Source organism: Streptococcus mitis (assembly GCF_946188375.1).
In the GTDB taxonomy this organism is placed as follows: domain Bacteria; phylum Bacillota; class Bacilli; order Lactobacillales; family Streptococcaceae; genus Streptococcus; species Streptococcus mitis_CX.
Genome location: NZ_CAMHUS010000003.1, coordinates 1 through 12,783, shown reverse-complemented (window position 1 = coordinate 12,783; position 12,783 = coordinate 1). Strand labels below are relative to the sequence as shown.

Genomic DNA, 12,783 nt, shown 5'->3' with positions numbered 1-12,783 from the left:
TCTGTATCCTCAATTTAAAACTTCCCTCTATTGGTCAAGTCTTCTACCTTAGGCATGACTTCCTTATTATCCCAATGTTCCACAATTTTCCCGTTTTCTAGACGGAAGATGTCATACTGGGCATAGGCAACTCCACCAATCTGAGTCTGACCATAGCTAACCACATAGTTTCCTTGTCCTAAGAGTTGGAAAACAAAGTCAAAAGTGGTCTTTACTTATAAACAGCTAATTTGCTCCATTTTAATCCTCATTTTCCTCCTCTTTCAGATTATCCAAAATTCTTTCTTGAAAGGCTTCAAACTGACGAATTTCTTCCTCTGAAAATCCTTTGTAAAAGATCGTATCCAATTTCTGACTGACACGATACCCCACTTCTTTCTGAGACTGCCCCAACTCTGTTAAAACCAAATACTTCTTACGCTTATCTTCTCCACATGGACTAATAGCTACAAGATTTTGTTCCTCTAGTTTTTTAATCATCGTCGTCAGTGTATTGTTAGCAAGCCCAGTCGCAAGCGCAATATCTGTTGCAGTTGCACAGCCAGTTTCACTATTCCATAAAACCGCTAAAATCTTGCCCTGCTCACTCCGATAAAGAGCTTCAGGGTCTTGGCTCAGTAACTTTTGAAAAATCCGCCCATTCAACAAACGAATATGATGGGCTAGCAAATGACTATCCTTCATAACACCTCCAATTTATTTCGATATCGAAAAGAATAAAACAATTGTAACACTCATCGTTCTAACTGTCAACTATTTCGATTTGGAAATAATTTTTCCCAGTAAAAAAATCTCCTACCCAAGGTAGAAGATTTTAATCTTATAAACTTAATCCGTCATGTCCGATACCAAAGTTCGATGCTCCAACGGAATACTGCACATAACTAGTAAGAAAATGAAACCTGACTGAATCCAGAAGAGGGCCAAGTCAAAAATTCCATGTACAGCAACCACTGTAAGGAAAGACAGATAAAGACCGATAATCGGACGTTTCCCCGACTCCTGACTCATATCCATCATCAAGCGAACAGGAGCAACAGAAGACAAAACTAATAAAATAGTCCCCACAATTCCGTAACTCAGAATCGTATCGATATATAGACTGTGAGCATGTTCATGATAAGGAGCATTTATCCTAGGATAAGAGTGCATGTAGGTCAATGGCCCCTCACCCCAAAAAGGATTTTGCTTAAACAAGGCCATCCCAGCATCCCAGATAGAAATGCGCTCTTCCATAGAAGAATCCAAAGTCCCCATCCGAACTCCCAAATCACTAGAAAAGAGGAAACTCAAGCCAATCGCGAAGACCCCAATACTAAGCCAAAAGGCCTTCCAGTTTTTAATGGTCGTAAAGAGATAGATGATTGCTCCAGCGATAATAGCAGGAAAGGCAGTTCGATTTTGAGTAAAGTTCAAACCAAAGAGATTCACAAAGCCTGCAATCACACAGAATACTTTCAACCAATTCAACTTGGTCGTTGTAAACAGATAGAAGGCAATCATGATACAGAAACAACAAATAATTCCATAATAATTAGGATTAAAGAAGGTCACTTCTGCTCTATTCTGATGCCAGACCTGCATATTGGGTGAAAGAAAAGCATAGTTGAATTTCTTCACAATTTGGAAATGCTCTAAACTCGCAAAAGCAGCTGACAATACACTACCAAATAAGACGAGCTGCAAAATCAATCGAAAGAATTTATGTGATAAAATCGACTGATAATGCAAAAAGAAAATAGTAAATAGAAAAATTCCTACTGAAGCTACAACTCCCATCCAATTTTGTGCAAAAACGGATATAACAGTACTATAGCCAAGAAAAAGAAGCAGCATCGGATGCTCCCCCATTTTCTGAAGAATACTTTTCATGTCTCCTGTGAAAATTAAACTGATAATATATAAACAGAATACAACTACAAAAAGATAAAAGGGTAAAAAGATACTCAGGATAATTCCCAATAAAATCAGCTCTTTACTAGACAACCCTTTCAGCTTTTCAATAAAGCCTATTGATTTCAAAACGAATCCTTTCTCTCCAAATCAGTTGATTCAGATAATAGTAAGCTATCCTATATTGTACCACTTTTTTAGCAATTTGAAAACAAAGGAAACGTTTTCTAAAATAAAAACCCTATTTTATCAACCATATCAAGTCAAGGCTTCAAAATGTTACTTCAATTCCGTTCTCAATTACCCGATAAGTCTGATTTTGCAGATTAATTTCTGCTACTGCTGTTACGGACTTATCTTTATTTTGACGTTTGATTACAATGCTGTGGGCTGTTGGTGTTTCAACGTCAATAGTTCCTTCTAGATCAAAGACTTCTGAACGGTTACGGAAAGAAAATAGATTGAGAAGGGCCTTCACTACAGGACGTTGGACTTCTTCTGCTATTTCCTCATTGCTATAGTAATGACGATTAATATTTCGACCTTCTTTAGTTTCTTCTAATAATTTCAAGTCATTCTTGCCTGCTAATAGACCTACATAGTAAACTTGAGGAATACCTGGAGCAAAAGCTTGAATTAGACGAGCGAGAAAATACTTAACATCATTATCTCCAAGCGCAGAATAGTAAGTTGAATTGATTTGGTAGATATCTAAATTGTTATACTCGGCACTGGAGTACTTACGTTTGACATTAGCTCCAACCTTATAGAGTTCATTTGAAGCATAGTCAATCTCCTCATCTGTCAAGATATCCTTGACATCCACCACTCCAATCCCATCATGGGTGTCTAGCGTCGTAAATTGCTTCATTGGGCTCATCTTTAACCACTTAGCCAAACGCTCTGTTCTGGAACTGTAAAGAGTATAAAGTGTCACCATTGGAAGAGCAAAATCATAAACATAGTAATCATGGTCTGCTATTTTAAACTGAATCGAATAATGTTCATGAATCTCAGGTAAGAGCTCTGTCCCATACTCAGCAGCGATATCTCGAACTTTGTCCAATAAATCCCAAATATCTGGTTCTACAAAGAAATCATTAGTATCCAATTTCTTCACTGCATAAGCAAAGGCGTCTAGACGAATCAAATCACACCCATTACTTGCCAAGTGCTGAATGGTCTTACGGATAAATTCCATAGTTACTTCTTTGGTCACATCAAGATCAATCTGCTCCTCACCAAAGGTATTCCACAAATGTTCGACTGACCCATCTTCAAAAACAATCTCTTGCTTTGGTGCACGATCCTTACGCTTGTAAATTAAATCTACATCAGACTGTGTCGGACGGTTTTCTGGCCAAAACTTATCCCAGTTTAAAAAGAGATCTTTAAACTCACTAGCTTCATGTTTTTCTTGATAGTCCTTATAATACTTAGATTGACGAGAAATATGGTTAATCATAAAGTCAAACATAAGATAATATTTCTCACCTAAACGCTTAACATCCTCCCAATCACCAAACGCTGGATCCACTTCGTCATAGTCAACCGGTGCAAATCCACGATCACCTGTTGACGGGAAAAATGGTAGAAGGTGAACTCCCCCAATAGCATCCCCAAAATGCTCTTCCAAATTCGTATATAGATCTTTAAGATTATTTCCAAGACTATCAGAATAGGTAATCAACATGGTTTTATTTTGAATTGGCATAATTACTCTCCTTTTTCTAATTGAAGCCAAGTCTCATATGACTTGGCTTCGTAAATCAAATTCATGTTATACTCTTCGAAAATCTCTTCAAACCACGTCAGCTTTATCTGCAACCTCAAAGCTGTGCTTTGAGCAACCTGCGGCTAGCTTCCTAGTTTGCTCTTTGATTTTCATTGAGTAGTAAATCTCTGTTTATTATCAAACTCGTACTAATATAGACTGTGATAAACTAAGTACTACTTTCTTGTTTTCTACATAGAATTATCAACAAGCTGAACCCTTCCTCTGTGTCAAAGACTATAGATTCTATGAGTTCTTCTTACTTCACTGCTCCGTTGCTCATGCCTGAAATAATATGTTTTTGGAAGATGAGGTAGACGACAGTAATTGTTACAATTCCTACAATATAGGATGCAAAACTTGGCCCATAGTCATTAAAATACTGACCTTGGTAGTTGTACTGGAAGAGAGGCAAAGTCCACAGCTTGGAATCCTTATTCAAAATTAACAATGGCAACATAAAGTCATTCCAGAACCATAATGCATTGATAATCAAGGTTGTAGCATGCATGGGCTTCAGCATTGGAAAAATAATCCGACGGTAAGTTGTAAATCGATCAGCCCCATCAATTTCTGCAGCTTCATCTAAACTATCTGGTACACTGATTTTAATATAACCAACATACAAGAAGAGAGTCTGTGGAATTGCATAAGTTAGATAAAGTAGTACCAACCCCCACATATTTGCCAGGCCGAGTTTGCTCATCATAACTGTGATAGGAATCATAATCACCTGAAATGGAACAAATATCCCTAAAATCAATAGTGAATACATAATTGCAAAGGCTTTTTTCTTGGACATATTTCGAGCAATGGAATAGGCTGCAGCTGGTATAAAGAAGGCTACTACAATCAATGATAACACCGTAATAACAGCTGAATTCCAGAAATAGCCTCCAATCCCATCCGAAACCAATCGTTCATAATTGCTTAATGTAAAAGGATTGGGCAAACCAAAGAAATGATTCATGATATCCTTGGTTGTCTTGAAGGAACTAAAAACCGTTACCAACAAAGGAACAAGTATGAGAATACCACCTACTATCAAGAGGACATACTTCCAAAACTGATTCAATTTTTCTTCTTTTTTCATGTGTAGGACTCCCCAATTAGATTTCAAATTTCTTTGATAGTTTGATTTGGATCAGAGAAACAATTCCAATAATTAAGAATAAAATCAAGGCAATTGCATTCGCATATCCATATTGATTACTCTTGAAGGCATAGTTATAGACTAAAAGACCAAGAGACGTTGTAGCATTATTAGGACCACCACTCGTCAAGGCAAAAATTTGGTCAAAGGCAGTCAAACCGGACTTAAGAGCTAGGATAAAAACCATAGAAATCGTTGGCAACAAATATGGTAATTCAATTTTCCAAAAAGTTTGTTTGCTTGTTGCACCATCAATTGATGCCGCCTCCAAAATATCAGATGGAATACTCTGAAGACCAGCAAGAAAGAGAATAATTGGCATTGCTACTCCTTGCCATAGAAGAACAAAAATAGTTGCCACTACCGCTCCGATTGGTGTTCCTAATAGACTTTCTTGTAAAAAACTAATCCCTAAAATTTTTCCAATCGTTGGAAGACCATAGTTGAAGAATTGTTTAAAAATCAAGGAAACTGTCAAACCAGACAAAACAGCTGGGAAAAAGAACCAAGCTCTAAAGAAGGTCTGCCCTTTCATCTTAGAATTTAAGGCTCGAGCCACAACCATCCCAATTGTAATCTCTCCAATAATCAATGCTAGGGTTAAAATCAAAGTAAAAGCAATGGCTGTGAAGAATTTCCCATCAATCATCAGCAATTTGTAGTTATTCAGACCAACAAATTTATAATTATAGGTCAATCCAGTCCAGTTAGTCAAACTATAGAAAGCACCTTGTACCATCGGAAAGTAAAAGAAGATAGCTTGTAATGCAAGCGGGATGAGCAAAAAAGTCCAACCCCAGTATTTATTTAAAATTTTTCGAATAGCCATATCATCTTAACTCCTATTCTAGTCCAAATCTGCCTTCATTGGATTAAAGAAAGCATTGAGATTGTTTGCCATATTTTTCAGATTTTTATCCATCAAGTAACCTGCACTTAGATTGAAAAAATCTTCTTCAGAATTCCAGTGTTGGCCCAACCAAACATAATGTTTATCCGTAAATGCTAGTTTAGAAATCTCTGCAAGTGCTGAATCTTCTTTTTCCTGTATACCTTTCACAGCAACTGGTGAACCATCCACATCATAATATGCTTGCATAGCTTTTGGACTAGTCATATAGCTGATAAATTCTTCGGTTTCTTTAGGATGTTTGGTAGTAGCCGAAGTTGATAATGCCATGTCCCCTGCACCAACAGTGACTTCTTTTCCTACTTCTTCTCCTGGGAAGGCAAACATCCCCACATCAAATTTTGGATCCTGTTGATTAATTGCCGCTAATGCCCATGATCCTTGTGGCATCATAAAAGCTTTTTCATTCGAGAATGCTACCACCGCATCATTATAAGAGGCACCACGCCATCCATCTTGAGCATTATCCGCCAACAAATCTAGTCGTTCTGCATCTGCTTTTAAAATAGCATCATCTACAGAAATAGCATTTGGTTTTGAAAAGCGAAGATAGTTATTAGCTGCGTCTCCACTGCCTGTAATGGTAATGAGAGAAAGTTGGTGATAACCGTTTAATGTCCATCCTTCATTGCCTGCAACTGCAAACGGAGAATTCCCACTATCTTTTATCTTTTTAACAATCTCTTGAAACTCTTTAAAAGTCTTCGGTTCCTCAAGTCCTAATTCCTTAAACTTTGTTTTATTGTAATAAATTCCATAAAGGTTAGCAGTTAAAGGCACACTATAAATCTTGTTATTGATTGCATACTTTTCTGCATAGTCATTCTTAATATTCTCAAGATAAGATTTCCCTGTCATATCTGCAAAGTAACCTGCTTTTGCCCACTCCTGAAAATCCATATTTTGAGGATAGATATTAACAATATCTGGAACATCTCCTGATAAAATCCGAGTCTTCAGAACAATGCCAGCTGCCGGAACAGTCGTCAGTTTTACATCAATAGTAGGATGATCCTTTTCAAAATTATCTACAATTTTTTGCAAAGTATCCGCCATTTCGGTCTTCTGGTTAAAAAATTCAATCGTTACCTTTCCATCAGTCGATTGATTATTCTGACCACAAGCCGCTAGGCCTAGTAAACTAGCCCCAGCGACTAAAAGAAAACCTGCTTTCTTATACCATTTCATTGGAAAGCCTCCTTTATAAATTTATACACCTTTATTATAGTCTTCTAAAAATATACTGTCTACTCAAAAAATCTCCTTGGGATAAAATAACAGTTAAACCCGCATACATTAGTTCTGCACCTGAGTAAACTTCGCCATTTTCCTGTAATTCATATAGTCCCTCTTCATCCAAATCTTTTAACTTTAAAGTTGTTTCCATGGTCTCTACAACTGACAAAACGCGAACGTAGGTTACAATCGTTTGATTTTTGTAATTAAATTGTACAGCTGCTTCATTGGATGCAGTATCAGGATTAATTAGTCTATACTGTTGTCCTAACTGAACTACTGGTCGTAATTCTTTATACAAGTTCACCTGATTAGCAATCTCACCTTTCTCTTCATCTGATAAACTTGTCAAATCAAGCTCATATCCCAAATTTCCCATCATTGCTACATGTCCACGTGTTTCTAATGGTGTCGTTCGTCCCATCTGATGATTCGGTACTGCTGACACATGAGCCCCCATAGAAATGGTTGGATAGAGATAGGATGAACCGTATTGAATTGGTAAACGTGCAATAGCATCAGTATTATCACTAGTCCAGACTTGTGGGAAATAGCGCATCATACCCAGATCATTTCGTCCACCACCACCAGAGCAGGACTCAAAGAGAATATGGCTGTGCTTCTCTGTCAGATAAGAAACGAGTTCGTAAAGCCCCAACATGTACTGATGAGATTGCATCTTTGTCTCTAGATAAGTAAAGCCATTTCCTAGGTTGGTCATATTACGATTCATATCCCATTTAATGTAATCAATCTCATGATAAGATAGGAGTTGATCTAAGACATTTTTCAAGTATTCTACTACCTGAGGATTGGCAAGATTAAGTACTAATTGATTCCGAGAATAAGTATGCTCATAACCAGGAACCTGAATAGCCCAGTCAGGATGTTTACGATACAAATCACTATCTACAGAAATCATTTCAGGTTCTAACCAAAGCCCAAACTGCAAACCTCTTTCATGGATAGCTGAAATCAGACTTTCTAGGCTTCCACCCAGTTTTTTCTCATTAACAACCCAATCACCTAAAGCACGATTATCATCAAAACGATTGCCAAACCAACCATCATCTAATACAAAAAGTTCAATGCCAACTTTCTTAGCTTCATCAGCTAGCTCTAACAGTTTTTCTCTCTGAAAGTCAAAGTAAGTAGCTTCCCAGTTATTAATTAGAATTGGGCGTTCTTTTGTAGAAAATTTACTTGGCATAATGTGCTTCAGTACAAAATTCTGACTTGCATGACTAACACCAGTTAATCCCTTGTCTGAATAGGTCATTAAAGCTACCGGTGTTTCAAAGTATTCCTCAGGGTCTAACTTCCAAGAAAAGTTTTCCGGATTAATCCCAATAGCCAGCCGAACTTCATTCAATTGATTCTTTTGAACAAAAGCTTCAAAGTTTCCACTATACATTAGTTGAATAGCAAACACATTCCCTGCATCCTCTGTGATTCCTTGATCACAGAGTAGAAGAGCTGGTGTTTGAGCATGCCCAGAAGCTCCACGGTTCGAACTAATTGAAAAGATTCCTTGTTCTACCTGTTGACGTCGAACAGTCTTTTCACGAGCATAAGCACCCTGCAGAGTTACGATTTCGTAAGCTGCCGCTGGAAAATCAGCCATAAAAGAAAAGTCTTTATGAATGACAACTTCCTGATTACTATTATTCACTAATTTACTGTAGCTAGCAATAGTCGAATCATTATCAAAAGCAGTATAATACAAATTCAGACTAAGTTGAGCCTTAGAATCTTCTAACATTAAGACAAGAGTCTCTGTATTATCCATGCTATGTGGAGAAGGTAAGCCCTGTGGACCATTCTGACCTTTTAAACTTTTTGCTTCTACAAATCGAAAGTCTGTTACTTCAGTTACACTATGCTGAATCTGTATAGTTGGTTTCCTAAAATCTCCTAAGCCATGTTGCCCAAAAATATGACGTTGAGTATCTAAACTAAAGGTTCGATTAGTAGCTGTTGGATTTCCTGAAAAGGCATGGTCCCGTTCATAAACACTATTGGAACCTTTATAGTTCTTAATAGTCTTTCCTAAATGTTTCAAAAGTAAGTAGCCATTTCGATTTTCAATAATCAAACTTAGATTTTTACTTTCAACATAAAATAGATTATTCTCTATCCTAACTCCCATTTACTTCACCTCATCACTTTATAGATTATATTTTATCATCTGAAAACGCTTTCCGAAATAGAAAAATGTCTCAAGAATATGGTAAAATGTTAGGTAGGAGGTAGCACATGCTAGTTTTTTCAGAATACCAGACTGGAACAATTGACCTTTCCCTAAGCTTTTATGGATATGATGAATGCACACCAAATTACTCTTTTGGTCCAACAATTCGAGATACATACGTCCTACATTACATTACTAAAGGACAAGGAAAATTTCATTACAAGGGTAAAATTGTTGATTTAAAAGAAGGAGATTTCTTTCTATTAAAACCAGATGAACTAACCTTTTATCAAGCAGATAGTAAAGAACCTTGGGCCTACTACTGGTTAGGAATCACTGGAGGGAAAGCTCCTGATTATTTTGCTCTTTCTCAAATTTCTGATCAATCCTATCTCATCCAATCTGAAACTTGTCATACCCAGACCACTGCAAAACTCATCTCAGACATTGTCCGCTTCGCTCAGATTACCAAATCAAATGAATTAGCTCAACTCCATATCATGGGACAACTCCATGAACTGATGTTTCATCTGGGAAATATTGCTCCCAATCAGAAGAAAAAGAATATTTCATCGACCCACCAACTCTATCTTGAATGCAAACGATTAATTGATAGCCACTATCCTCAATCACTTACAATTCAAGATTTAGCAAAAGAACTATCCGTTCACAGAAGCTACTTATCAAGCGTATTCAAAGAATTTAACACCTTATCCCCAAAAGAATACCTACTATACGTTCGAATGTATCGAGCTAAACAACTTCTCGAAAATACCCAAGAGTCAATCAAGGTAATTGCATACTCGGTAGGTTTTTCAGATCCACTACATTTTTCTAAAGCTTATAAACAATACTTTAATCAGACTCCAAGTCAAACAAGAAAAGAATATTCTCAACACCAACTAGTGAGAAAGGAAACACTATGAAATCCTACCAAGCCGTCTACAAAATTCTAGCTAAAGAAATCGACTATATCAGCGGAGAAAAGATTGCAGAAGAACTATCACTGACCCGAACATCAATTTGGAAAGCCATCAAGCGTTTAGAACAAGAAGGCATTGAAATTGATAGTATCAAAAACAAAGGCTATAAACTGGTGAATGGGGATCTTATTCTTCCAGAACTTCTAGAACAAAATCTTCCAATTAAAATCAGTTTTAAATCCGAAACAAAATCAACACAACTCGATGCAAAAGAAGCAATTGATTTAGGAAATGAAGCAAACACCCTCTATCTAGCTTCCTATCAAACAGCTGGCCGAGGCCGTTTTCAACGTTCTTTCTACTCACCCCAAGGTGGCATTTATATGACACTCCATCTTAAACCCAATCTCCCCTATGACCAATTACCATCCTACACACTACTTGTAGCAGGAGCTATCTACAAAGCCATTAAGAACCTAACTTTAATAGATGTCGACATAAAATGGGTCAATGATATCTACCTCAAAAATCATAAAATTGGAGGAATCCTCACTGAGGCAATGACGTCAGTAGAAACTGGCTTAGTCACAGATATCATTATTGGAGTAGGAATCAACTTTACTATCAAAGACTTCCCTCAAGAATTAAAAGAAAAAGCTGCTAGTTTATTCAAAGCTCCAGCACCTATTACCAGAAATGAATTAATCATAGAAATCTGGCGTTCTTTCTTCAAAACGCCAGCAGATGAGTTATTATACCTATATAAAAAACAGTCATTCGTTCTAGGAAAAGAAGTGACTTTCACACTAGATCAAAAAGACCACAAGGGACTTGCTAAAGATATCTCTGAAAGTGGAAAACTTTTAGTTCAATGTGATAACGGAAAAGAAATCTGGCTCAATAGCGGAGAAATTTCACTCAAGAGTTGGAAGTAGTAATAAACAAGCACAACCATAAAATCAACAATATATAAAGATTTTAGCTTTTCTGCAGCCCACTACAGTTGACAAAGAGCGAAAAAAAACTTCAGATAAGTAATCCAATTAAGTTTTACAAATCTGAAGTTTTTATTCTACTATTCTTAAAAATACAAAAAAAGAGTTATAAACTCTCAATAAAACGGAGAATAAGGGATTCGAACCCTTGCGCCAGTTACCCGACCTAACGATTTAGCAAACCGTCCTCTTCAGCCTCTTGAGTAATTCTCCTATTAATGGGCACGAGTGGACTCGAACCACCGACCTCACGCTTATCAGGCGTGCGCTCTAACCACCTGAGCTACGCGCCCAAGTTAAAAACTTGGTAATTGAACAAAGTTCAAAGCGGGTGACGAGAATCGAACTCGCGACAACAGCTTGGAAGGCTGTAGTTTTACCACTAAACTACACCCGCATAAATACTATAAATAAAAATGGCGCGAGACGGAATCGAACCGCCGACACATGGAGCTTCAATCCATTGCTCTACCAACTGAGCTACCGAGCCTTATTGCGGGAGCAGGATTTGAACCTACGACCTTCGGGTTATGAGCCCGACGAGCTACCGAGCTGCTCCATCCCGCGTTAATACAAAAGGAGGATGTGGGATTCGAACCCACGCACGCTTTTACACGCCTGACGGTTTTCAAGACCGTTCCCTTCAGCCGGACTTGGGTAATCCTCCATATTATTCAAATGGACCTTGTAGGACTTGAACCTACGACCACTCGGTTATGAGCCGAGAGCTCTAACCAGCTGAGCTAAAGGTCCAACAAGATCTTTATAGCGGCGAAGGGGATCGAACCCCCGACCTCCCGGGTATGAACCGGACGCTCTAGCCAGCTGAGCTACACCGCCATATATCGGGAAGACAGGATTCGAACCTGCGACACCTTGGTCCCAAACCAAGTACTCTACCAAGCTGAGCTACTTCCCGAGTTAAATAGAAAAATGCACCCTAGAGGAGTCGAACCTCTAACCGCCTGATTCGTAGTCAGGTACTCTATCCAGTTGAGCTAAGGGTGCTCATTAGTTTATGCCGAGGACCGGAATCGAACCGGTACGATCGTTACCAATCGCAGGATTTTAAGTCCTGTGCGTCTGCCAGTTCCGCCACCCCGGCCTCTCTAAGCGAACGACGGGATTCGAACCCGCGACCCCCACCTTGGCAAGGTGGTGTTCTACCACTGAACTACGTTCGCACTGTTTTCTTCTATCTAAAAATGCCGGCTACATGACTTGAACACGCGACCCTCTGATTACAAATCAGATGCTCTACCAACTGAGCTAAGCCGGCTCATTTATTATATCTTAATGCGGGTTAAGGGACTTGAACCCCCACGCCGTTAAGCGCCAGATCCTAAATCTGGTGCGTCTGCCAATTCCGCCAAACCCGCATATATGACCCGTACTGGGCTCGAACCAGTGACCCATTGATTAAAAGTCAATTGCTCTACCAACTGAGCTAACGAGTCTAAAATAACTTCCGTTATTCTAACGGTCCCGACGGGAATCGAACCCGCGATCTTCGCCGTGACAGGGCGACGTGATAACCGCTACACTACGGGACCTATGGGAGTTAACGGGATCGAACCGCTGACCCTCTGCTTGTAAGGCAGATGCTCTCCCAGCTGAGCTAAACTCCCTAGAGCTAAGCGACTTCCATATCTCACAGGGGGCAACCCCCAACTACTTCCGGCGTTCTAGGGCTTAACTTCTGTGTTCG

The 12,783-nt window shown here is 38.6% G+C and carries 9 protein-coding genes, 17 tRNA genes and 1 pseudogene; 2 read left to right on the top strand and 25 right to left on the bottom strand.

The genetic code is table 11. The features are described 5' to 3' along the window. Positions 1 to 14: 14 nt before the first annotated feature. From N8M16_RS04190 to N8M16_RS04155, 8 genes and pseudogenes are all read right to left on the bottom strand, one after another. Positions 15 to 206, bottom strand: a pseudogene (locus N8M16_RS04190) (nuclear transport factor 2 family protein); the annotation flags it as partial. A gap of 34 nt (positions 207 to 240) precedes the next feature. Next, the gene (locus N8M16_RS04185; protein WP_049502481.1) at positions 241 to 684 is read right to left on the bottom strand and encodes a MarR family winged helix-turn-helix transcriptional regulator; all 444 of its coding nucleotides are present in this window, start codon (positions 682 to 684) and stop codon (positions 241 to 243) included. A gap of 144 nt (positions 685 to 828) precedes the next feature. Next, complete coding sequence (locus N8M16_RS04180) at positions 829 to 2,022, bottom strand: O-antigen ligase family protein (RefSeq protein WP_004258845.1); 1,194 nt, start codon at positions 2,020 to 2,022, stop codon at positions 829 to 831. A 142-nt stretch (positions 2,023 to 2,164) separates the two neighbouring features. Continuing rightward, positions 2,165 to 3,607 carry a sucrose phosphorylase gene (gene gtfA, locus N8M16_RS04175; RefSeq protein ID WP_261069668.1) on the bottom strand — a complete coding sequence of 481 codons (1,443 nt, stop codon included), beginning with the start codon at positions 3,605 to 3,607 and terminating at the stop codon, positions 2,165 to 2,167. Positions 3,608 to 3,926: 319 nt separating this feature from the next. Beyond that, positions 3,927 to 4,760 carry a carbohydrate ABC transporter permease gene (locus tag N8M16_RS04170; protein ID WP_000711264.1) on the bottom strand — a complete coding sequence of 278 codons (834 nt, stop codon included), beginning with the start codon at positions 4,758 to 4,760 and terminating at the stop codon, positions 3,927 to 3,929. A gap of 16 nt (positions 4,761 to 4,776) precedes the next feature. Then, a complete protein-coding gene (locus tag N8M16_RS04165) occupies positions 4,777 to 5,649 on the bottom strand; it encodes a carbohydrate ABC transporter permease (protein WP_001007715.1) in 873 nt (290 codons plus the stop codon). Positions 5,650 to 5,667: 18 nt separating this feature from the next. Continuing rightward, positions 5,668 to 6,918, bottom strand: a complete 1,251-nt coding sequence (locus tag N8M16_RS04160; RefSeq protein WP_000872420.1) for an extracellular solute-binding protein — start codon at positions 6,916 to 6,918, stop codon at positions 5,668 to 5,670. Positions 6,919 to 6,952: 34 nt separating this feature from the next. Then, complete coding sequence (locus N8M16_RS04155) at positions 6,953 to 9,115, bottom strand: alpha-galactosidase (RefSeq protein ID WP_024056778.1); 2,163 nt, start codon at positions 9,113 to 9,115, stop codon at positions 6,953 to 6,955. Between the two features lie 107 nt (positions 9,116 to 9,222). Between N8M16_RS04155 and N8M16_RS04150 the strand changes: the two genes are divergently transcribed. After that, entirely contained in the window at positions 9,223 to 10,083 is an 861-nt protein-coding gene (locus N8M16_RS04150; RefSeq protein ID WP_261069667.1) for an AraC family transcriptional regulator, read from the top strand. After that, entirely contained in the window at positions 10,080 to 11,015 is a 936-nt protein-coding gene (gene birA / locus N8M16_RS04145; protein WP_261069666.1) for a bifunctional biotin--[acetyl-CoA-carboxylase] ligase/biotin operon repressor BirA, read from the top strand. Before N8M16_RS04150 ends, birA begins: the two co-directional genes overlap by 4 nt. Before the next feature lie 185 nt (positions 11,016 to 11,200). Here the strand turns inward: birA and N8M16_RS04140 are convergent. From N8M16_RS04140 to N8M16_RS04060, 17 genes are all read right to left on the bottom strand, one after another. After that, positions 11,201 to 11,288: transfer RNA gene (locus N8M16_RS04140), tRNA-Ser, on the bottom strand. Between the two features lie 6 nt (positions 11,289 to 11,294). Further along, positions 11,295 to 11,368 (bottom strand) — tRNA-Ile (locus tag N8M16_RS04135). Between the two features lie 33 nt (positions 11,369 to 11,401). Next, positions 11,402 to 11,472, bottom strand: a tRNA-Gly gene (locus tag N8M16_RS04130). Positions 11,473 to 11,492: 20 nt separating this feature from the next. After that, a tRNA-Phe gene (locus N8M16_RS04125) sits at positions 11,493 to 11,565 on the bottom strand. Between the two features lie 3 nt (positions 11,566 to 11,568). Continuing rightward, positions 11,569 to 11,642: transfer RNA gene (locus N8M16_RS04120), tRNA-Met, on the bottom strand. Between the two features lie 10 nt (positions 11,643 to 11,652). Further along, positions 11,653 to 11,742 (bottom strand) — tRNA-Ser (locus tag N8M16_RS04115). Positions 11,743 to 11,754: 12 nt separating this feature from the next. Further along, positions 11,755 to 11,828, bottom strand: a tRNA-Ile gene (locus N8M16_RS04110). 13 nt (positions 11,829 to 11,841) lie between these two features. Further along, positions 11,842 to 11,915: transfer RNA gene (locus N8M16_RS04105), tRNA-Met, on the bottom strand. Positions 11,916 to 11,920: 5 nt separating this feature from the next. Continuing rightward, positions 11,921 to 11,994: transfer RNA gene (locus N8M16_RS04100), tRNA-Pro, on the bottom strand. A 15-nt stretch (positions 11,995 to 12,009) separates the two neighbouring features. After that, positions 12,010 to 12,083, bottom strand: a tRNA-Arg gene (locus N8M16_RS04095). Between the two features lie 11 nt (positions 12,084 to 12,094). After that, a tRNA-Leu gene (locus N8M16_RS04090) sits at positions 12,095 to 12,180 on the bottom strand. 7 nt (positions 12,181 to 12,187) lie between these two features. After that, a tRNA-Gly gene (locus tag N8M16_RS04085) sits at positions 12,188 to 12,259 on the bottom strand. Between the two features lie 22 nt (positions 12,260 to 12,281). Beyond that, positions 12,282 to 12,354, bottom strand: a tRNA-Thr gene (locus N8M16_RS04080). A gap of 18 nt (positions 12,355 to 12,372) precedes the next feature. Next, a tRNA-Leu gene (locus N8M16_RS04075) sits at positions 12,373 to 12,454 on the bottom strand. Between the two features lie 5 nt (positions 12,455 to 12,459). Next, positions 12,460 to 12,532, bottom strand: a tRNA-Lys gene (locus N8M16_RS04070). A gap of 23 nt (positions 12,533 to 12,555) precedes the next feature. After that, positions 12,556 to 12,628: transfer RNA gene (locus tag N8M16_RS04065), tRNA-Asp, on the bottom strand. 2 nt (positions 12,629 to 12,630) lie between these two features. Then, positions 12,631 to 12,703: transfer RNA gene (locus tag N8M16_RS04060), tRNA-Val, on the bottom strand. Positions 12,704 to 12,783: the final 80 nt, after the last annotated feature.